The organism is Colwellia psychrerythraea (assembly GCF_000764225.1).
GTDB lineage: Bacteria > Pseudomonadota > Gammaproteobacteria > Enterobacterales > Alteromonadaceae > Colwellia > Colwellia psychrerythraea_D.
The window spans coordinates 1-20,901 of the sequence record NZ_JQED01000053.1; the positions used below are offsets into that span (position 1 = coordinate 1).

The 20,901-nt window shown below is 39.1% G+C and carries 19 protein-coding genes and 1 pseudogene; 16 read left to right on the top strand and 4 right to left on the bottom strand.

What is annotated here, in order from left to right; translation table 11 throughout:
• Positions 1-97 precede the first annotated feature (97 nt).
• A complete protein-coding gene (locus tag ND2E_RS23645; protein ID WP_081962097.1) occupies positions 98-337 on the bottom strand; it encodes a LysR family transcriptional regulator in 240 nt (79 codons plus the stop codon).
• A gap of 108 nt (positions 338-445) precedes the next feature.
• Between ND2E_RS23645 and ND2E_RS04125 the strand changes: the two genes are divergently transcribed.
• The 9 genes and pseudogenes from ND2E_RS04125 to ND2E_RS04095 all read left to right on the top strand — a co-directional run bounded on the left by ND2E_RS04125 (position 446) and on the right by ND2E_RS04095 (position 7,972).
• Positions 446-994 carry a cytochrome b gene (locus tag ND2E_RS04125; protein ID WP_033095248.1) on the top strand — a complete coding sequence of 183 codons (549 nt, stop codon included), beginning with the start codon at positions 446-448 and terminating at the stop codon, positions 992-994.
• A 199-nt stretch (positions 995-1,193) separates the two neighbouring features.
• Positions 1,194-1,528, top strand: a pseudogene (locus tag ND2E_RS22805) (IS3 family transposase); the annotation flags it as partial.
• Positions 1,529-1,654: 126 nt separating this feature from the next.
• A complete protein-coding gene (locus tag ND2E_RS04120) occupies positions 1,655-2,119 on the top strand; it encodes a GNAT family N-acetyltransferase (protein ID WP_033095249.1) in 465 nt (154 codons plus the stop codon).
• 126 nt (positions 2,120-2,245) lie between these two features.
• Positions 2,246-2,695 carry a DUF6174 domain-containing protein gene (locus ND2E_RS04115; RefSeq protein WP_033095250.1) on the top strand — a complete coding sequence of 150 codons (450 nt, stop codon included), beginning with the start codon at positions 2,246-2,248 and terminating at the stop codon, positions 2,693-2,695.
• 105 nt (positions 2,696-2,800) lie between these two features.
• Positions 2,801-3,304 carry a GNAT family N-acetyltransferase gene (locus ND2E_RS04110; RefSeq protein WP_033095251.1) on the top strand — a complete coding sequence of 168 codons (504 nt, stop codon included), beginning with the start codon at positions 2,801-2,803 and terminating at the stop codon, positions 3,302-3,304.
• Positions 3,305-3,517: 213 nt separating this feature from the next.
• The gene (locus ND2E_RS04105; RefSeq protein ID WP_033095252.1) at positions 3,518-5,041 is read left to right on the top strand and encodes a DUF1214 domain-containing protein; all 1,524 of its coding nucleotides are present in this window, start codon (positions 3,518-3,520) and stop codon (positions 5,039-5,041) included.
• 471 nt (positions 5,042-5,512) lie between these two features.
• Complete coding sequence (locus ND2E_RS0121910; protein WP_033095253.1) at positions 5,513-5,752, top strand: hypothetical protein; 240 nt, start codon at positions 5,513-5,515, stop codon at positions 5,750-5,752.
• A 103-nt stretch (positions 5,753-5,855) separates the two neighbouring features.
• Positions 5,856-6,917 (top strand): hypothetical protein, encoded by a 1,062-nt coding sequence (locus ND2E_RS04100; protein WP_033095254.1) that lies wholly within the window; start codon positions 5,856-5,858, stop codon positions 6,915-6,917.
• A 284-nt stretch (positions 6,918-7,201) separates the two neighbouring features.
• Complete coding sequence (locus ND2E_RS04095) at positions 7,202-7,972, top strand: hypothetical protein (protein WP_033095255.1); 771 nt, start codon at positions 7,202-7,204, stop codon at positions 7,970-7,972.
• Between the two features lie 206 nt (positions 7,973-8,178).
• Here ND2E_RS04095 and ND2E_RS04090 read toward each other — a convergent pair whose 3' ends face one another.
• The 3 genes from ND2E_RS04090 to ND2E_RS04080 all read right to left on the bottom strand — a co-directional run bounded on the left by ND2E_RS04090 (position 8,179) and on the right by ND2E_RS04080 (position 11,614).
• Complete coding sequence (locus tag ND2E_RS04090) at positions 8,179-8,553, bottom strand: hypothetical protein (protein WP_033095256.1); 375 nt, start codon at positions 8,551-8,553, stop codon at positions 8,179-8,181.
• Between the two features lie 273 nt (positions 8,554-8,826).
• Positions 8,827-9,237: a Cu(I)-responsive transcriptional regulator gene (cueR, locus tag ND2E_RS04085; RefSeq protein ID WP_033095257.1), complete on the bottom strand. Its 411-nt coding sequence runs from the start codon at positions 9,235-9,237 to the stop codon at positions 8,827-8,829.
• 1 nt (position 9,238) lies between these two features.
• A complete protein-coding gene (locus ND2E_RS04080; protein ID WP_081962098.1) occupies positions 9,239-11,614 on the bottom strand; it encodes a heavy metal translocating P-type ATPase in 2,376 nt (791 codons plus the stop codon).
• Positions 11,615-11,951: 337 nt separating this feature from the next.
• Between ND2E_RS04080 and ND2E_RS04075 the strand changes: the two genes are divergently transcribed.
• The 7 genes from ND2E_RS04075 (at position 11,952) to ND2E_RS04045 (ending at position 20,835) form a co-directional block, all read left to right on the top strand.
• A complete protein-coding gene (locus ND2E_RS04075; RefSeq protein WP_033095259.1) occupies positions 11,952-12,653 on the top strand; it encodes a glutathione S-transferase family protein in 702 nt (233 codons plus the stop codon).
• Between the two features lie 77 nt (positions 12,654-12,730).
• A complete protein-coding gene (gene sigZ, locus ND2E_RS04070; RefSeq protein ID WP_033095260.1) occupies positions 12,731-13,273 on the top strand; it encodes an RNA polymerase sigma factor SigZ in 543 nt (180 codons plus the stop codon).
• Positions 13,274-13,556: 283 nt separating this feature from the next.
• Positions 13,557-15,896: a TonB-dependent receptor gene (locus tag ND2E_RS04065; RefSeq protein WP_033095261.1), complete on the top strand. Its 2,340-nt coding sequence runs from the start codon at positions 13,557-13,559 to the stop codon at positions 15,894-15,896.
• 209 nt (positions 15,897-16,105) lie between these two features.
• On the top strand, positions 16,106-18,181 hold the full coding sequence (locus ND2E_RS04060) for a TonB-dependent receptor (protein WP_223303679.1): 2,076 nt from the start codon (positions 16,106-16,108) through the stop codon (positions 18,179-18,181).
• A gap of 59 nt (positions 18,182-18,240) precedes the next feature.
• Positions 18,241-19,239, top strand: coding sequence for an ABC transporter substrate-binding protein (locus ND2E_RS04055; protein WP_033095263.1), 999 nt, complete (start codon positions 18,241-18,243; stop codon positions 19,237-19,239).
• Positions 19,236-20,084: an ABC transporter permease gene (locus ND2E_RS04050; RefSeq protein ID WP_033095264.1), complete on the top strand. Its 849-nt coding sequence runs from the start codon at positions 19,236-19,238 to the stop codon at positions 20,082-20,084. The genes ND2E_RS04055 and ND2E_RS04050 overlap by 4 nt, the downstream gene beginning before the upstream one ends.
• Entirely contained in the window at positions 20,077-20,835 is a 759-nt protein-coding gene (locus tag ND2E_RS04045) for an ABC transporter ATP-binding protein (protein WP_033095265.1), read from the top strand. Before ND2E_RS04050 ends, ND2E_RS04045 begins: the two co-directional genes overlap by 8 nt.
• The last annotated feature ends 66 nt before the right edge of the window (positions 20,836-20,901 follow it).

The following is a 20,901-nucleotide window of genomic DNA, read 5'->3' on the forward strand; positions in this document are numbered from 1 at the left end:
AGCCGATCACTCAATACCATTTTGACCGAAAAGTGATCGGCATCGATGGTATTGAGTGATCGCGATGGATGGTATTAGGTGATCGGCTTAGATGGTATTAGGTGATCGCGATGCATGAGAATATGCAGCAATGCTGTAAATACAATTTACCTGCCTCTGTCAGCCTAACTGAACGTGTGGTGCGCTCAAATAATCGAATACCTAAATGGGTTTCAAGCTGACTTATTTTGTTGCTCACCGTAGATTTCTCAATATTTAGCGCATTTGCGGCTTTTGTGAAACTTAAATAATGGGCAACGTGACTAAAAATTTGAATTTGATTGAGGTCATTGTTCATATATAAAAACAATAAATTGATAAATGGGTTAATTATTTATTATGAATGAACACTCATAATTAGCAACATACTTTTATCACTACCTTAGAATTTTATGGAGAATACACTATGTCAACCAATCGAAAGTCATTTGATTTGGGTTATAAAATTATTCATTGGCTTATGGCCACTCTAGTACTACTAATGTTTTTCGGCATTGTTGGTTTTGCTCAAGCCATTACCGATGAAGAACGTACGGTAATGTTGGTAGGGCATTCAAGTCTAGGAACGCTCATTAGTATTTTTGTCACCATACGAATTTATAAACGATTTATCAAAAAAGATGCAGTGCCTGAACAAAATATTAGCAATATACAGCGACGAGCTTCTTTCGCGGTGCAATACGCCATTTATATCTTGCTTGTTGTAATTCCTTTTAGCGGTTATTTAGCGGCAAATTTTCATGAACTTCCAGTATTGGTATTTGGCAATTTTAACATAAACGGTGGCCGAGAATTCAACCAAGCTTTATTTGAAAATTTAAGATCAATCCATCAATTAGGCATATATTCACTAATGGGGTTATTGGTCTTGCACATCGGTGCAGCATTACTTCACGGCATAGTTAGACGTGATGGTGTATTGGGGTCGATGACTAGGTTTAAGAAACCAATATAGCTTTCTAAATAGCAAGGTACATACCTAAATTGTTTAGATTGCCAACCATTGGTTAATTCGTATATTTGTGTTAAGTCAGTTTTATCAAGGAATGCTACTTAATGTAGAAATACCGGAGTTTTCACAGTTAAGATGGGGGAAAGCTCTTTGATTATAAATAAATCCGAGTTCAGTTCTGTTAGTGCATTTTTTATAATAACTACAGCTAGCAATAAAGAAGCGCAAACCTACCCAACCTGTGTTATTTCATACTGACAGAGGCGCTGAGTATCGAGCACATATAGTGCAAAAGTTCTTAGTTAAACATAACATGACGGCCAGTATGAAATGACCCGGTTGTTGTACTGATAATGCAGGAGTTGAACCATTTTTCATTCGCTTAAAGCTGACATATTCAGAGTCAATAAATTTGAATAGATGAATAAATTACTTTCAAAATTAAAAGGTTACTTGAATTACTTTTACAATAGACAACGACTACATTCGAGTTTAGGATATAAAACACCTGCAGAATATGAATTGGCAGTAAATTGAAGTGGAGAATGTCAATTTATCGAGGGAAAATCAACTAAAACAATGTGCCATGTTTCGTTCCTCAACAAGTTTGTCACACCATTTTAGTCCGCTTAATGTGGACGTTAGCAGAATTAGGAGGTATCAGTGCTTACAATCAGAAAGTTTCAAAGTGGTGATGAATCAGCTTTAAGGGATATCTTTTTCAATACAATCCGAAACGTGAATATTAAAGATTATTCTGAAGTGCAGGTTCAAGCTTGGGCTCCAGATGATTATGACCAATCTGACTGGCATGAACGAATTAGCTCTATTAATCCTCTTGTAGCTGTTTTAGATAGCGAAATTGTAGGTTATGCCGATATTCAAGATGATGGTTATATCGACCATTTTTTCTGTCATTGGAATCATCAAGGTAAAGGTATTGGTAAAGCCCTAATACAAGAACTGTTCGCTGTAGGGCAAAAGAAAGGTATGAATCGCTTATATTCTCATGCAAGTATTACTGCAAAACCATTTTTTGAGCATTTCGGTTTTAAAAAGGTTAAAAAGCAACAAGTAAAAATTCGCGGTCAAGTGCTTACTAATTATATAATGGAAAAAGTTGTGTAAATTCAGCTAACAAGCCAATTACGACAGGACTGTTAACCGTTTGCTCGGTTCAGCTACGCTTCACATTTTAGCAAACTATAAAAAGCCCATTAACTAGGGGGATATGTTTTCCAACAAGGATAGAGTATGAATTCAAAGTTTTTAATTTTCTTATGTTTATTTATGATTCAGGGATGCGATGATGATTCATCAGAAAAAGAGCTTCAAACTACGATTAATCTGATTAAAAAAAATAGAAGTATTTGGCTAGCTTCAGGCATTGAGTCTTATACTTTTACGTACTTTTCATCAATGAATGACTGCCCATCAGCCAATCCATTTCCTCCTGTTGAAATCACGGTAGTGAATGGTTCTATCTTATCGATCTATGTTCTTGAATTTGATCAATTTCAAGACGTTGAAAATACCCATTACTCAACTATTAGGCAAATGTTTGAAAATATGCTTGAAAATGTTGGAGATATAAAGGGAACGCCCAGTTTTGATGGCAGTTTTGGTTATCCTAAGAGCTATAATACTGATTTAAGTGATGCAGAATGTGATGGAAACTCTGTGGTCGTTAGCTCTTTCATATAAAAATAGAACAAGGCAATTAAACGGACAATGAAGTCCCGACGTTTTAGTGGACACCTTCTATAGTTAGATTATGTCTATATTTGTTATTGAAATGGAGAGTCTAGAGTGAGTTTTAGTTACCAAACTTCAAGATTACAGATTAACGAAATTCTTAATAGCAACCAAAATTCTGATTTTTTAGTTTCAGTTGTGCAAGTATTAACTCCTAGCGTCGTTGAAAATCTCCCTCCATATTTTCAGAACGTTAATTCGACTCCGTCAGCTCAAGAGTGGTTAAAACAAATAATGTCTGAGGGGCGTTTGTTTATTGTGCAGCTAACAGGCGAAAGTAAGACTCTTGGCTTTGTATTTCTATCAACTGAAAATAGAGGTGATACCCATATAGGCTACTTACTGGGCGAATCCTATTGGGGTCAAGGTTACGCAACTGAATTATTGAAAGGGTTAATTGATTTCATTGATTCTGAAAATGAAATAACTCGTTTAATTGCTGGTGTAGCGACAGACAATGTTGCTTCAATTAAATTACTTCACAAATTGGGTTTCATGCAAAGTTCAAGTGAAGATAAAGGCACAATATTTTTCGAGTATCAGCTTTCACAAACATAATAATACGTAATTGTTTTCATTAGATATTGCTGAGGCTCTCGGTAATATTCTCGCTAACACACTAATCAACTTGAACAACATGCTTAACGTATTGAATATAATTAACTTTACTGCTAGTTTAATTTATAGTCGACTTTGTCGGTGTTGAAAACCATGGCGCTTGTCTTTGCCGTTATTGCTCATTTTCTTTAAATAAATTGTGGGACAAAATCTATGAAAACAAAGCTTAGTTTAATTGCTATCGCTGCTACGTTAATGTCTGCTGCCTCTTTAGCTTTAACGCCTACAGGAAAAAATTTTAACGATACAGGGAATATCCTAGCTCGTTCCAAACAGCACACAAATATCGAGTATGACATTATGGTGCAACGTGCTACTCAGGCCGCTATCTACTACATGCCAGCTGTAGCTCAAGTTGACTTCATTAAAGCGACTAAACGTGCTGGGGGTGACTATGGCACAGTTAATTATGTGACGAAGCCATTTGGCTCAGATAAAGGCTTTTTAACAGCTAACGACACTACAGCATACGCTTGGGGTTCTATCTCTACTAACAAAGGTGCAATGGTTGTTGAAGTACCACCAATGACTTATAAAATTGACTATTTTGGTTCTTTCATTTCTGCTTGGCACGTACCTATGATTGATGTTGGCTCTAAAGGTGCTGACGAAGGTAAGGGCGGAAAATACCTGTTTCTACCACCAAAATATGACGGCAAATACGGTACAGCAACAGCCCTTGAAGCAAAAGGTTATATTATTGTACCCAATATGGATGGTCACGACGCCTCTTATTCTTTCCGTCCAACACTCTTGAACGGTGCAACTCATGTCGATGCGGGTAAACACGCTAAAGGTGTTAAAGTATACTCGCTAGCAGAAGCTATCGAAGGTGACATTGAACCGACCCAATACATGGATCTTACCAACGAGCCGTACGACTGTCTGCCCTATTACAACATGACATTTATCGAAGACATTAATGATGTTGTGCAGAATAACCCAGTACGTGAAAAAGACCGTGCTGTTTACTCTATGCTACAAAGCATAGGTATCAAAAAAGGAAAAGAATTTAATCCAACGCCAAGCCAGAAGAAAGCTGCACTTGAAGGGCTCGAACTTGCTTACTCATATATGCAGAAGAGGTTCACCACTGAGGGTCAAACTGTTGCTCCTTTATGGGTTAAGGATGGAAATAAACTATCAGAGTGGTCATTCTGGAACTTTGGTGAACAGGCTCAGATGGGTTTTCCATTTGAATATGGAGAAGAGGTTCTGGTAGACAAACGTGCAGCGTCATACTTCTACGTAACGTTTCTACCGAGTAAACTTGGTGGTGCTACTTTCTACCTAACAGGTCTACGTGACAGTGATGGTAATCTGCTTAACGGCAATGACACTTATAAATTAAATGTTCCTGCTGATGTACCGGCGAAAGATTTCTGGTCAGCTATCGTGTACAACATGGAAACGAAGAACTTCAATCGTGGTGTAGACCGTGTAGGTGCTTCTACTAAAGACCTAGATAAGATGGTGAAGAACGCAGATGACTCTGTAGATGTATATTATGCTCCTAATCTAGACGAAGTGCCCAAAGGCTTCGAAGCTAACTGGGTGACCACAAAGAGTGCTACAGACGCTAAAGATTGGTTCTTCCTGTTCCGCCTATACCGTCCTGAAACTAAAGAGTGGTTCAAGACTTGGATGCTGAACGACGTTGAGAATATCTCTAAATAGTCACAAATTGAGGTTACCGTTGAAAATAACACAGAAAAAATAAACAAACAGGGATAATGTAGTTCCCCAGTTTTAAAGGCATATCAAGTTTTTTAGATAAGGAGATTAACAATGTTTGGCCAGATATTTATTTTTTTATTGCTATCTTTAGCCTAATTATGGGCTTGCAAGAGGGCAACTATATTTGGGCTTTCTGTGGTCTAATCATGACCCTGTCAGGTGTGCATCATATATATAAATTGAAATCAGGTAAAAACATCTGGGATAAATCAAGCACAAAATAACCCGTTCAGGTGCGACTGCGGACTGAATACTCGGCTGTACTCCACATTTTAGTAAACCATTACTTGCTCCTTCTTGGGGCTGATATAAATGCAACATTCAGGATGAATATTTATGTTTCGAAGGATTATCTATATTGTTTTTTTAACGAGTTTGAGTGGCTGTGTTATTCCGATAGGCTCCAGTTGTATGGATTCACAAAAACATGTAAGCCTCGATGCTAATCATCCATCGAATAACAGTAAATGTGATGCTACCGATGCAGCAGTATATGTAATCGCTGCAACGCTTAAAACGATGGATGGTGAAGATAAAAATAGCTCAGAGAAAGCTAAAGAAGCCGTTAAATGCTCAGATATGGTGGGTAAATCTCAAAAAGAATGTGTTCGCAAGGAAAAAAGGCTATATGACCCTTTAGATGAATTGTGACACTCATTTATAAAATCAGTGCTTCAATTAGAGTAAAAACGGTTGGCTACGTTTTGCTCTTTATTTTAGCAAAAAATTAGTATGTTTTTGTGAGTTAACTATCGTGAAAATAAAGTATACGCTGCCAATACTTTTTCTATTCTGGTGTGCAATAATTATTGCAGCGCCAACTTCAGACTGGAAACAAGTTATTCGCGATACGCCTTATTCTTTTAGTAAAGGGGCGTCTAAAAAATTGGCCGAGTTACGCCGCTGGGTACTACTGTCGAATGGTTATTGTGAACTCCCTAATCGGCATGTGTTTTTTGACCAGCGAGGTCAATTCTTAACCTGGATGGATAATGAAGATACCAGTGAAGCGACACAAGAAAAGTTAAATAAAATTCGTTTGCAATTACACCGAAATAATAAGGTTAATCGCTGGATTGAAGGTAGTGATTCTACCATGGGGTATCCCTTTGCACTAAGTTGTGATCAGCCGTGGGTTGATATTGATGCGTCGATTAATCGAGTAAAAGGTAAAGCGCCAAAGTCGAAAGTATGGGGCACTTGGGATGGTGTTAAGGCCGGAACAGAGTCAAAGCCAATTAGTTTGGAAGCATTGGTTGGTTTAATGTTTCAACACCGACATTCGCAGTTATCGGTGTCTTTAAATACCTTATCATTGAGGTTGTTTGTCGCCCAATTAATTATTGAAAGCGGTGCCAAAAAATATGCCCGTTCAAGTGACAATGCTTTGGGCATGTTGCAGTTAAAACCAGAGGTGCTTAATGATTGTGGTATTGATAAGCGTTTCTATCAACATCGTATGGCGCAAGTAGATTGCGCTGTGCGGTTATACGTGATGCTCAGTAGAAACCTTCAACCGGTATTTACCACAGTCTTTGGCCATCTTGAGAAAACAAAAAAACAAACACTCTTTGATATACTTTTAGTCCAATCTTATCACTCAGGCATTGGCGCTATGACCACATTACTTACTGATGCTGATATGGGCAAAGCTGCCCGTTATTTTGCTGAGCATGAGCAACAGTTCTCTGCAGAAGATATTGCTACAGGCATGATATTTCACAATTTGGGTCGCCAACCTTGGGGTTGGGAGTCACTTTATTATGTTTTGGATATTATGATTGTCTCTAAGTCTTTATCCGCACACGATAGTTAATGCTTGGTTTATGTTAATTCTGCTATTCGCTATTGTATCTTCTGAGATAATTAATTACTCCTATATCACAATAGCTTAACAGCCGTTGCAAGGCATTCATTAGAAATCGTCACCTTTCCTAGCTATTACAATTGCCTGCTTATCGGCACTTTACATGGCTTTTGTTTCATTAATTTACTACGCTTTTTAGACGTTGAGACAATACTATCACTTCGTAATCCTATCCATATTCCATAAAGTTGTTGGCAGTTGTCATGGATAAATAACCAACAAAGGAAGCCCCCATGACTAAAAATATAAAAGTTATATCATTTTATTTTTCGCTGTTCATCTTCCTGATGACTTGTGTATCTGTGCCGGTATATGCAGAAGAAGAAAAGTTAGACAAAATCATCACCACTATGTGGGTGTTTTTTCCTAAAGCGGGGAAAACTGCTGATTTTGAAAAAGCGTTCAAAGAACATGTTGCCTACCGTAAATCAATGGATGACCCTCGTAAATGGTCAGTGTATCAGGCTGATATGGGCCCCAAAATGAATGCCTATTTAGTGCGTGCATGTTGTGATTCTTGGTCAGACCTTGACGATTATCGTCAATGGAATATCAAGTCAAAAGCCTCAGAAAACTGGCAGGAAAATGTCAGTAAATATGTTGCGCACTATGAACGAAGTCGCTCTGAAGCTGATTTTAAAAATAGTCATTGGCCGGCCGATGTGAAATACAAATATGTTGGTGTTAATACTTACCGACTTAAATTAGGCCATAGCGCGGCGCTAGCAAAAGATAAAAAAGCCCTCAGTGATGCGGCTAAAAGTGAAAATTGGCCATATAACTGGTTTTGGGATGAGAGTATTAACGGAAAGATGGAAATGAATTTGGCTATTCCTTATATGAATTATGGAGCTATGGCACCACCAGAAGTTAAATTTAGTCAAATGTTAGCTAAACATTTAGGTGACAAAGAAAAGGCTAAAGAATTACTAAGCAGGTGGTCATCGCACTTCAAATCAGTTTCTTATAATGTTTACGTAAAACGTGAAGATTTGTCGATGTAAATTATTCAGCAAGTATCAGCTCTCATTAAAATGGCAACCATAGGTTGCCATTTTAAATTTTAAGGAGTAATGGTACTGTGTTTTGTTCTATATATTATCTGTACAAGATGAGCGTGAGCGTAAAACTATGATGCGGAAAACTCTATCAAATGCTTTTGCTGTTTAGCTGAGCTAGAATCTTCCCAGTAAAAAATGATTACTTCAAACTACCTTAATTGTAATCCAGACCAAGAACGTGTCAGCGCCCAAACGGCTATGACAATAAATATGGTATGGACAAAGGTAAAATAGGTAATGACATAAACCCATGTCCAAGCAGAATGAAAGCCCCCTAAGACTACCATCAAGGCTGAAACAATACCGAGTGCAATAAAAGCAATAATATTAAGTTTTATGCCTAATTTTGCGTGATAATAACCGATGCCGTTGGCAGGCATATTCTTGATAGTGAGTATCAACCAAATAAAGGCAATACCAGGCAAAAAAGTAAGGTTTAACAGTGAAGCTAGTGCGGCATTAGATGCTTGTTTAGTTTGCTGTTTATCAACTGATATTTTCGTATCCGTTTGTGTTAATACCATAAGTAATCCCTTTACGTTTATTTGTATAATTAGCAATAACAAAAACTTAGAATAAAACCAAGAGTAAAATAATTACTTTGATTGAAAGTTGTTTAAGAACAATAAATATTCTAGTTTTTAGTTAGGCCTTTTTTAGTGTCTATATTTGATTATAGTTTATATCCGAATGGCTAGAGCTAGGCGACTTAACCTCAACCCCGTTATTTTCATCATTACACGCTTAACGTTAGTTTGAAGTGGCAATATCCGGTTTATTCCTCTAATTTTCCGGCTTTATTCAGATGAAAATTGAGCTAATCCTTCTAAGATAGGGCAGTCAGGGCTATCGTCACCATCACATTTATCAGCGAGTTTTTGTAATACTTCTCTCATTTGCTCTAGCTCCACTATTTTTTCATTTATCTCGTGTAAATGACTCAGTGCTAATTGCTTTACGTCGCGACTTTCTCTATCAGTGTCGAGCCAGAAATTGAGCAGTGACTGAATTTCTGTCATGGAAAAGCCTAAATTTCGCGCACGACGGATAAAGCCCAGTTGTTGCAACTGCCCTTGATTATAAAGTCGATAACCTGAGGCAGTGCGATTAGCTTCTTTCAACACGCCAATTTCTTCATAGTAGCGGATCATTTTGGCTGATACCCCTGTTAAACTAGCGGCTTTGCCAATGGTGACAAGTTTATCCATGTTATTTCTCCTTAAGTGTCCAGCGCTGTAATAACAATGCGTTACTGACTACAAATAAACTACTAAATGCCATCGCTGCACCTGCAATAATAGGGTCAAGATAACCAAAGGCCGCAAGTGGAATTCCCACCGTATTAAAGATAAAGGCCCAAAAAAGGTTTTGCTGTATTTTTCGATAAGTCTGTTTTGCAATGAGCAATGCTGTGGGTACTAAGCTTGGCTTACTACGCATTAGCGTGAAAGAAGCTGCGCTAACTGCAACATCAGTTCCCGATGCCATTGCCATGCCCAAATCTGCTTGTGCTAACGCTGGAGCATCATTAATGCCATCACCAACCATAGCTACCTGATAACCTTGCTCTTGATATTGCAGAATATATTTAGCTTTATCTGCCGGCAGTACCTCAGCCTTAAAATCATCTAACTGCAAAGCTGTCGCTACCGATGTTGCACTAGCTTGGTTGTCACCGGTAAGCATAGCAACCTTGATACCTTGTTGTTGCAATACCCTAACCGCAGGTAGCGCGTCAGGCTTGAGTTTATCGCTAAAACAAAATAGGCCAAGTATTGTTAGCTGATCATTTCGTTGACTTGCTAACCAAGAAACAGAAGCGCCCACTATTTTTATTTGATCGCTTGGTAGTTTTACGCCTAACGTTTGCATCCAATGACTACTGCCCATCAAGAGCAAATTGTCATCGGTCTTACCTTTGACACCATAACCCGCAACAACCTGAAACTCCTCGACAGCGATTGGTAATGTCCCTTTGGCTAATGCTTTTTCAGCCACGGCTTTCCCTAATGGGTGTTCACTGTTTATTTGTAGGGAATAGGCGAACTGTAATACTGCTTCTTCATTGCCATTAATGACCATCATCTCATTTACAACAGGTTTACCTTGGGTCAACGTGCCTGTTTTATCAAAGACCACTAAGTCGATTTGTTTTGCCTGCTCTAAGGCCACAGCGTCTTTAACTAATACGCCTAACCTGGCAGCGGTTCCTGTGCCAGCCATGATGGCTGCAGGGGTTGCCAAGCCAAGTGCGCAAGGGCAGGCAATAACTAACACGGCTACCGCATTAAGAATGCCATTGGTCCAGTCATTAAATACTAAGCCAGTTACTAATAAGGTACTAAGTGCGACGACTAACACCACAGGAATGAAGATATTACTGACTTTATCTACTATGGCTTGTACGGGGGCTTTTGCGCCTTGGGCTTGTTCTACGAGTTCAATGATCTTAAATAAGGTCGATTCGGTGCCAACGCTCGTGGCACGGATCTCCAAAATGCCGTCTAAGTTCAGTGAGCCACCCGTGACCATATCACCTGCTTTTTTACTTACCGGAATTGATTCACCACTGATCAATGCTTCATCCAGATGACTATTTCCTTGCAAAATTTCACCATCAACAGAGACTCTTTCACCTGGCATTATTTTGACTTTTTCACCTGATTGTACTGAAGAAGCAGGTACTTGTTGCCAGTCCCCTAGGCGTTGTACGGTTGCTTCAACAGGTTTTAAATTTTCCAACGCTCTAAGTGCAGCCGTTGTTCGACGTTTAGCTTTGTGCTCTAAATACTTACCTAGCAGCACTAGGGTTATTACTGCGCTACTACTTTCAAAATACAGGTGCGGCATGCCATGAGGGCTATCAAAACTCCACCACAAATATAACGAGAGGCCGTAAGCTGCACTAGTACCGATGGAGACTAGAAGATCCATGTTGCCAATGCCAGCTTTTAATGCCCCCCAGCCGGCACGATAAAAACGAGCGCCAAAATAGAATTGAACAGGTGTAGCAAGCAGCCATTGCCACACAGGTGGTAACATCCATTGTTGAGAAATTAACATGCCTAACATAGGTAACACTAAGGGCAGAGTAAATAGAGCGGCGCCTAATACGGGCCACCAAGCTTTTTCATAAAAAACTTGGTGCTGACTGACTTGCGTTGTCACCTTGTCACTTTTCAAAGTGATAAAGTGGTAACCCGCTTGCGTTACGGCTTGCTCTAGTTGTTCTTCGGAGACAAATAATAAAGTCTTTACTTGTACGTGTTCGGTGGCTAAATTGACAGACGCACTAACCACGCCAGTGATTTTTAGTAATGCCTGTTCGACTCTCTTCACACAAGATGCACAGCTCATTTTTCCAATACCAAATTGCCTTACTTTTACAGGCACTTGATAACCAGTCTCGATAACAGCCTCAATTAATTCATTCTGGCTTGCCGTCCCTTGAATAATTGCGGTATCCGTTGCGAGGTTGACCGATACCTCAGTCACGCCAATAACTTTGTTTAGCGCTTTTTCAACACGACCTACACATGAAGCACAGGTTAAACCGTCAATTTTAAGTTGTGTAGTCGTATTCATAGCCATCTCATTTTAGTTGGTTAGTAGAACTAATCTGAGGTTAAAGCTTACCACGATAGGAAGGTCAATGTTTTTAAGATAAATGGTGTTGAAAGTGAAAATTAATTGTTTGATTGACGTTATTTTATTGGGAGGAGAACAAAACCAAGTAATAAGGGGAGTTAACAATGACACCTATAAATACGGCTAATATACTCGTTAGCTTTGTTTACCTGCTCAATATTAGTAAAGTAAGTCCTTCAATTTTGGTATTTCTCAGTATATTTTTTAAAAATTTTCGTCTTTTTAAGCACTATTGCGTCTTATAGGTAATTCCATTAAAAAAGAAGTCAATAAAATGCTTAAAATAGTTAGTTTTAAAATATGTCCATTTGTTCAACGTGTGACTGCTGCACTGGAAGCAAAAAAAATTCCTTATGAGATTGAGTACATCAACCTTAATGACAAACCACAATGGTTTTTAGATATTTCACCTAACGGCCAAGTACCCATTTTAGTCACTGAAAATGGCAGCACGTTATTTGAGTCAGACGCAATCATAGAATACATAGATGATGAGTTTGGTGATTTAGAGTCCAATTTATCAAATGAAGATAAGGCAATAGACCGAGCCTGGAGTTATCTGGCAGCAAAACACTACTTAACTCAATGTGGAACAATGGGCAGCAAAAGCAAAAGCAAAAGCACTTTTGAAGAGCGTACAGCTAACTTTATAAAATCGTTTGAAAAGGTTGAGCAAAAATTGACGGGTGACACAACTTTTTTCAAATCCGATGAATTAAGTAAAGTTGATATTGCTTGGTTGCCTTTGTTACATCGCGCTGCAATTATTAAAGAGCATAGTGGTTTTGACTTTTTGTGTGGTTTACCTAAAGTACAAGCTTGGCAAAAAGCACTATTGGCAACCGGTCTTGCTGAAAGCTCAGTGGCTAATGACTTTGTTGAACGTTTCAGTGATTTTTATTTGACTAATACCTATCTGGCTGAGAATAAAGATATTGTCGCTAATGCTTGCATTTCAACAAGTTGTTGCGATTAATTACTCGATATAAAATTACCAATTTATCATTGATTATGGATAGGTTGGTTTTTGTTTAATCACCTGGGGGCAATACATTGAATATACAGAATATATGGACAGAGTATCAATCTAGCCTGAAATCTTTTTTGCACAGTAAAGTAGGAAACCCTGATGATGTCGATGATTTGTTACAGGATATTTTAATTAAAACTCACAAAAGTCTTCATTCAATTAAGGACAATGAAAAAATCAAATCCTGGATTTTTCAAATCGCTAATAACACCATAATTGATTTTTATCGTCAAAATAATAAAAGACAAGCGTTAACTGCTGAGGACTTATGGTATCAGCAAGAAGAGCCTCAAATCATCAAGGAGTTGTCCTTATGTGTTTTACCTTTTATTAAAGGTTTACCTAAAGAAGATGCTGATCTTCTTATGGCAATTGAGATAGAAGGACTATCTCAAAAGGATTATGCAGCACGCAATAACATTAACTATTCAACGCTAAAGTCGCGCGTTAAAAAAAGTCGAAATAAACTTTATAGCTTGTTCAGCAACTGTTGTGATTTTTCCATTGATAGTAAAGGAAACCTTAGCCAATTCAAACAAAGAAGTACGAGTTGCAGCCGTTGTTAAAAGAGCTATTCTGACAAGATAGCATGCGTTTTAGTATCATTCGCGACGCTGCGTCTATGTATGACTGGGCATTATTTATCTAGATATTCTTTGGATAAGGGGATAAACATAGGGGAGTAAATTCCTCATACTTTAGCATGATGATGATTAAGTTGTAATTTTTTATCTTGTTGTAATGTATAGTTTTATTTTTATTTTATCGCTTTGTAACGAGTTTCGCTCTGATTGATTTTTAACGAAGACTACACCATTATCAGCGTTAATAATCATCTCAGGAATATTTATGAAACGCGTCCCAGCCTCTATATGTTTTTTTATTACTTTGCCTGTTTTAGGGCAAGATTTACCAGATATTGAAAAAATCAATGTTTACGGTCAAACGCCACTGTCTACCTCTATGGTAAGTGATTACAGTGCCTTTGGTAGTGTACAAACAATCGATTCGCAAGCATTGGTGAAATCACAAGCCATCTCTCTGGCTGAACATATGAAAAACCAGCTGACCAGTTTGCATATAAATGACGTGCAAAATAATCCTTTTCAACCTGATGTTCAATACCGAGGGTTTACCGCTTCACCATTATTGGGCTTACCTCAGGGGATTTCTGTTTATCTAAATGGCGTTCGATTTAATGAACCCTTCGGTGATACCGTTAACTGGGATTTAATTCCTCTTGCCGCGCTAGAAACTGTCGCTTTATACTCTGGTTCAAACCCAGCGTTTGGTCAAAACACCTTAGGTGGCGCACTGGCGCTACAGACAAAAAATGGTTTTAGCTATACACAAAATGAAGTTGAAGCTCGTTTTGGTAGTTTCGGACAACAACAATATACCCTGCAATCTGGCGGTAATAAGGGCCATTGGGGTTATTATGTTATTGCTAATAAGTATCAAGAAGATGGTTGGCGAGATCATTCTGAAAGTGAATTACAGCAGATGCTTGCAACCCTGACTTATGCCAGTGAAGCTCGCACCATAGACTTAATTTTTTCTGCCAATAATAACGAGATGCTTGGTAATGGCGCTGTACCAGAAAAGCTCGCTGGATTAGCGGGTAGGAGTGCCATTTATACCCAACCGGATAAAACAGATACCAGTTTTCAGCAGTTTATTATTAAAGCCGACAATGTGATTAACGAGCAAATGTCATGGCAGGCAAATGCTTATTATCGTCAAAACGAAATCAACAGCTTAAATGGTGATGACAGTGATTATGAAGAGTGTGAGTCAGGTTCGCTTTATAGTTTGTGTGAAGAGGAAGAAGATGACTCTTTAGAACGCGTTCATTTTGTCGGTTATGATGAAGATGTTTGGTTAAGTGAACTAACTGATATTGATGCAGATGATATCGATGGTACCTTAAATACTGGCTTCACGGATAATGAAAGTTATGGTGCTGCGTTGCAATGGGTTGCATTAAGTCACTTTGACGCTTCTGACTCTTTCTACGCTATTGATAATGAATTTATTTTTGGTTTGGGCGTAGATCAAGCGCAAATTAGTTTTAACAGCGATACCCAATTTGGCATACTTCATAATGAAACCGTCGATGATGACAGATCGGTAACCGGCATCGGTTTGTATGATAGTGAATCTCGTGTCTATTTAAAGGTGAGAACGCAACAGCAACACCTTTACTTTTTAAATGCGACGACCTTTGGGGAAAATTTTACCTTTAACCTAGCTGGGCGATACAACTACACTGATGTGAGCATGAGAGATCAAATAGAGACAGGCAAAGGTTCACTTAACGGTGAGCATGTTTTTCATCGTTTTAATCCCGCTATTTCTGTTAACTACCAGCTGAATCAAGAATACACAGTTAAGTTGAGTTACAGTGAATCTTCACGTACACCAAGCCCTGCTGAATTGAGTTGTGCTGATGAAGAAGATCCGTGCAAACTACCCAATGCTTTTGTGGCCGATCCTCCACTTGAGCAAGTTGTTGCCAAAACAACAGAAGCATCTTTACATTACGATAATGAAAGATTTTCAGCGTTAGCCACAGTGTTTTCAACCTTGAGTTTTCAAGACATTATCTTTCAGCAAGCGGGTGAAAGATCAAACGAAGGATATTTTGTCAATATTGATAAAACGCAACGACAAGGAGTAGAGCTTGCTTTTTCTACTCGAGTTGGTGATGTTGATTTTAGTGGGAGTTACAATTATTTAAAAGCGACATTTGAATCACCTTTTGTCTCTTTTAGTCCAGTGAATCCTTTAGGGCCAAACAGACAAGTTAACCCGGGTGATGAAATTCCAGGGCAGCCTCAAAACCAATTTAAATTTCATATAAATTGGTTGGTCAACGAGCAGGTTAATGTCGGCACTGAATTTTTATATGCTTCTTCATCGTATTATCGTGGTGATGAATCAAATGAAAATAAACAAATACCGGGTTATTCGGTTACCAATATTTATTTTAATTATCAAATTAATGAGCAATTGCGTTTATCTGCCAAAGTGGATAATTTATTTGACCGCGAATTTGATACCTTTGGTACCTACGGTGAAGCCGATGAAGTGTTAGGTGAATTATACCCAGATACGGAATTTGATGAATATTTTGTCGGCCCATCAAGACCACGCGCTATCAGCGTAAGTCTAAACTATCAATTTTAACTTATTTGAATTGCTAAAGAACTGCTGCAACGGCACTCACTAAAAGACGAGGGTTGTCATACTAAAGGAGGAAAGCATTGTTGCAGCAGTCAGAATAGGATTAGGGTATGTATTTTATCTCTTGTAAGATTAAATCGATGTATAAACAACCTTATTCTGCCTGCCTTTGTTTCTGCGCTTTGTCACTAACCAGTTATAGTGGAATAACAATGGCAGATGATCAGCAACAAATTGAGCACAGCAATTCATCCCATAATGAAGTTATTGTCATTACTGGCAGTCGACAAGCCTCAGACTTGTTGAGTTTTGCTGGTAATGTTGATCGCATCTCTACAGAAGATATCAATAGCGTTAGCGCTGCTCAGCCAGGTGACATACTCAATCGCGCCACAGGTGTTCATATTCAAAGCAATAATGGTATGGAATCACTGCCTTCGGTGCGATCTCCTGTGTTAACAGGACCAGGTGCTGCAGGTGCTTTTTTATTTCTCGAAGATGGTATTGCCACGCGTTCTGCAGGTTTTGCCAATAATAATGCGCTATCAGAGCTAAACCTTGCTCAAGCAAGTGAAATAGAAGTGATTAGAGGGCCCGCTAGTGCTGTTTATGGCTCTAATGCCGTGCATGGCGTCATTAATGTTTTAACCAAAGCACCTAGTGATGAGGGTGATGTTTCATTATTATTTGGCCCAAATGAGCGCATACAACTGCAAGGCACGCTGGGTCGGGAAATGGATCAGCATGCTGTCAGTGGTAACTTCCAAGCTATTGAAGAAGAGGGCTATCGAGATGATAGTGGTTTTACCTCATTTAAAGTTAATGGCAGACATGACTATGAGCAAGGAGCTGATAAAATTAGCACGCTTATATCAGGCTTTGTACTTGACCAAGATACTGCTGGTTTTATATCTTCACGAGACAACGGTAGCGATTGTTTTAGCTCTGACTATGCAGATGAAAACCTCTATAAAGACCGTGATGCCATGGAAAAAAATTGTGATGATGACGCCTATCGTAAGTGGTCATCGTTGCGAATTGCCACTAACTGGCAACGTTTATTAACCGCTAAAACACACTTTAGTATTACCCCGTACTTTCGGGTAAATCAAATGGAATTTCGCCAGCATTACCTACCATCAAAAGCGATAGAAGAAAATGGCCACTATAGTCTTGGCGTCACCAGTAACTATTATTGGCAAATAGAAGCAAACCTAGCATTCGTTATGGGGATTGATGCTGAATGGACTGAAGGAGAGCTAACCCAAACACAACAAAAGCCCGATAGCTTTAGTTTTGGCAAAGCACGACAACAGGGCATACATTATGATTATGAGGTTGAGGCTTCAACGATAGCGCCTTATATTCAAGGTGATTGGCAAGCGAACGATGTTTTAAAGTTAACCGCGAGCATCCGTTTTGATGCCACTGAGTATCGTTACAATAATTTAATTGCTGACGGCACGAGTAAAGCGGATGGCAGCAGTTGTGTTAATAACTCAGGTGAAGCGGTCCCTTGTTTGTATCTTAGACCGAGTGACAGCGATGATCACTTTGATAATACGAGTACTAAGTTTGGCTTTAATTATCAGTTCGCTGCTGATACCGCATTGTTTGGCACTTGGTCGCAAGGCTTTAGAGCGCCGCAAACGACAGATTTATATCGTTTACAAAATCAGCAAGTGGTCGGGGAAATAGACTCAGAAGAAATTAATAGTACTGAGATTGGTTTACGCGGCATAACTGACAAACTTCAGTATGAAGCTGTTATTTATACTATGACAAAAAATAATTTTTTCTTTCGCGATGCAAACGGCCTTAATGTTACTGACGGTAAAACCTCACACCAAGGGCTTGAGCTAGGTGTTAACTACGATATCACCGATAATGTAAATCTGGCGGTTAATTACAGCTATGGCGATCATGAGTATGAATTTGACCGTCCCAGTAGTGGCGTTGTAAAAGGTAATGAGATTGATACCGCACCTAAACATTTAGCTAATACACGTTTGCGCTGGCTACCAACGACGAGTACAAGCCTTGAACTAGAATGGCTACATATGGGGGATTATTACTTAGACCCAGCAAATGAGCATAAGTATGAGGGGCACGACTTGTGGCAACTACGCGCAGCAATGCAATTAACTAGTCATGTTAACTTGTTTGCCCGCATTGAGAACCTAACCGATGAGAAATATGCTAGTCGTGCTGATTATGCGTTTGGTTCTTATCGCTTCTTTGGTGGCCAACCGCGCGCGATTCATTTTGGGGTAAGCGCCAACTTTTAGCGAAGGTTTAGTTTGCGCGGGACTTGAAATTAAACAGAATAAGTAGAATAGGAAAAAGTATGAGTAAATGGTTTATCGGCTTGTTAGTTTGTATTTTCTTATCTTCTAAAGTTGTTGCGCAACCTGAAGTGCGTGTTGGCGTTTTAAAGTACGGCACGGTTAATTGGGAGATTGATGTCATTAAACATCATCAACTCGACAAAAAGTTTCAGTTCGACTTAAGGGTAACGGCATTAGCCAGCAAAAATGCTTCTGCGGTTGCCCTACAAAGTAAGGCAGTAGATATCATCCTCAGTGATTGGCTTTGGGTGAATCGTCAACGGTTTGAGCAGAGAATGTATACCATGTACCCAACCTCAATGGCGACTGGCGGGCTTTATGTTTCGGCTACTTCTACCGTTAAGTCTTTAGCCGATCTGAAAGGGAAAAAAGTGGGGATTGCCGGCGGAGCAGTTGATAAAAGTTGGTTGTTATTGCAAGCCTATAGTCAACAAAAATTTGGACTTGATTTAAATAAGCAATCTAAGCCTACTTATGCCGTTCCGCCATTATTAAATAGGTTAATGCTGCGTGGAGATTTAGATGCGGCAATTAATTTTTGGCACTATGGTGCTAGACTTAAAGCTGCAGGTTATGAAACCTTAGTGACTGTGCCTGAAATGCTTGCCGAATTTGGTATTGATACTCAAATACCCTTGTTAGGCTGGGTCTTTGAGCAAGCATGGGCTAATGAACATCCCGAGGCGATAACACGGTTTTTGCAAGCGTCACTTGAAGCCAAGCAAATATTATTGTCGTCTGATGACGAATGGCAGCGTATTCGTTCCTTGATCAAAGCTGAAAATACAGAAGTATTTAACAGTTTGAAAAAAGATTATCGTGCAGGGGTGTTACGTGAATTTGGAGACAAGGAGCTAGCCGCTAGTCAGCAGGTTTTTGATATTCTCGCTGAGCAAGGGGGAAGTGCTTTGGTGGGTAAAGCGACGGCGTTAAGCGATGGAACTTTCTGGCGAAACGATAGGCTGGGTAATTCTAGTTCTAGCAAGGGTCTTCAATGAAGCCACTTCCTTGCGATAAGCTTGCGACATCTAAAAGCTATTTAAACAAAATTCCTTTATACAAAGGCGCTTGCACCATGATATTTTCAAGGGAATTGTTTGCATTTCTATTGTTACGGCTCGGCGTTATTATCGCAATCGCTGCATTGTGGCAGGGCTTGGCATGGATTATTGCTAGCCCTGATTTTCCTTCATTATTTGCTGTGATTAACAGCGTACAGTTTCATTTCTACGAAGGTGAGATGGTAACTAATATTGTGCTCACGCTTAGGCGCGTATTACTGAGCTTTATCATAGCGATGCTGCTGGGTGGCATTATTGGCATAATGATGGGGGTTAATGCATGGATTAATAAACTGAGTGATACACTGCTTATTATCATGCTTAATATTCCGGCTTTAGTGACTATCTTACTTTGTTATATTTGGTTCGGTTTAGTTGAGTCTGCAGCCATTGCCGCTGTTGTCATTAATAAGATACCTACGGTCGTTGTGATGATACGAGAAGGAGCTAGAGCGGTCGATAAAGATTTATTAGCAGTTGCAATAATTTACCAATTATCTCCTAGTAAAACCTTTTTTAGAGTATTTTTACCGCAACTATACCCTTTCATCATTGCTGCGGCCCGCTCGGGCTTATCTTTGATTTGGAAAATTGTGCTAGTAGTTGAATTGTTAGGGCGAAGTGATGGTGTTGGCTTTGCATTAAATACTTTATTTCAATTCTTTGATATTGCCGGAATTCTTGCTTATACCTTAGTTTTTGTTGTGATTATTCTACTCATCGAAGCGTTGATTTTTAAACCCTTTGATAAACTTGTTGCCAGAGGAATCCGCTTTGATTGAACTAAGTGTGGCAATTAAAAATAAAGCTTACGCCAATAGTAAACAGACAGTATTGGCGCAGTTGGATTTTACGGTGAAATCAGGAGAGTTTGTTGCCATCATTGGCCCGTCTGGCTGCGGCAAGTCAACTTTACTCAATATGATTAGTGGTCTTGAAACTTGTTCGGGACAACATATTTCTTATAACGAAAGCGCTAATACAGAGGGCAATACAAATAAAGATGCGCTGCAACAACTTGGTTATATTTTTCAGCAGCCAAGGTTAATGCCTTGGCTTACGGTTCGAGAGAATATTGAGCTGATATTGCAAGCTGATCAGTTTGATAAAATAGATGATTTGTTAGCGCAAGTTGGCTTAGCAAATGAAGGGGATTATTTCCCTAGCCAACTCTCTGGTGGCATGCAACGCCGGGTAAGTATTGCGCGGGCTTTTGCTATTAATCCACAGCTGTTGTTATTAGATGAACCCTTTAACTCCCTCGATGCGCCAACTGCAGCTCGACTGCGACAGCTATTAATGGATTTGTGCAAACAAAGGAGCACTACCGTTGTGTTTGTTACTCATGACTTACAAGAAGCTGTTTATTTAGCTGACCGCATTATCTTTTTGAGTGACTCTCCAAGTCGCATAATTCATCAGAGTGTTATAGACCTACCTAGGCCACGCAAAGAGTCAGGCGTGTCTGAATTAGCATGGCAAGCAAAGCTATTGCTTAAATTCCCTGGTTTACTGGCGGGGCGTATTGATTAATAGACGAGTGGATGACATTTATCTACGTCCATTGCTAAACAGTGCAATGAACAAAGTCTAAATAAT

Bases quoted from the DNA above. Each gene is read 5' to 3' on its own strand.
- ND2E_RS04060 (WP_223303679.1), top strand. From the start codon at position 16,106: ATGGCAGATGATCAGCAACAAATTGAGCACAGCAATTCATCCCATAAT.
- ND2E_RS04105 (WP_033095252.1), top strand. From the start codon at position 3,518: ATGAAAACAAAGCTTAGTTTAATTGCTATCGCTGCTACGTTAATGTCT.
- ND2E_RS04055 (WP_033095263.1), top strand. From the start codon at position 18,241: ATGAGTAAATGGTTTATCGGCTTGTTAGTTTGTATTTTCTTATCTTCT.
- ND2E_RS04095 (WP_033095255.1), top strand. From the start codon at position 7,202: ATGACTAAAAATATAAAAGTTATATCATTTTATTTTTCGCTGTTCATC.
- ND2E_RS04080 (WP_081962098.1), bottom strand. From the start codon at position 11,614: ATGAATACGACTACACAACTTAAAATTGACGGTTTAACCTGTGCTTCA.
- ND2E_RS04075 (WP_033095259.1), top strand. From the start codon at position 11,952: ATGCTTAAAATAGTTAGTTTTAAAATATGTCCATTTGTTCAACGTGTG.
- cueR (WP_033095257.1), bottom strand. From the start codon at position 9,237: ATGGATAAACTTGTCACCATTGGCAAAGCCGCTAGTTTAACAGGGGTA.
- ND2E_RS04090 (WP_033095256.1), bottom strand. From the start codon at position 8,553: ATGGTATTAACACAAACGGATACGAAAATATCAGTTGATAAACAGCAA.
- ND2E_RS04125 (WP_033095248.1), top strand. From the start codon at position 446: ATGTCAACCAATCGAAAGTCATTTGATTTGGGTTATAAAATTATTCAT.
- ND2E_RS23645 (WP_081962097.1), bottom strand. From the start codon at position 337: ATGAACAATGACCTCAATCAAATTCAAATTTTTAGTCACGTTGCCCAT.
- ND2E_RS04115 (WP_033095250.1), top strand. From the start codon at position 2,246: ATGAATTCAAAGTTTTTAATTTTCTTATGTTTATTTATGATTCAGGGA.
- ND2E_RS0121910 (WP_033095253.1), top strand. From the start codon at position 5,513: ATGGATTCACAAAAACATGTAAGCCTCGATGCTAATCATCCATCGAAT.
- ND2E_RS04065 (WP_033095261.1), top strand. From the start codon at position 13,557: ATGAAACGCGTCCCAGCCTCTATATGTTTTTTTATTACTTTGCCTGTT.
- ND2E_RS04050 (WP_033095264.1), top strand. From the start codon at position 19,236: ATGAAGCCACTTCCTTGCGATAAGCTTGCGACATCTAAAAGCTATTTA.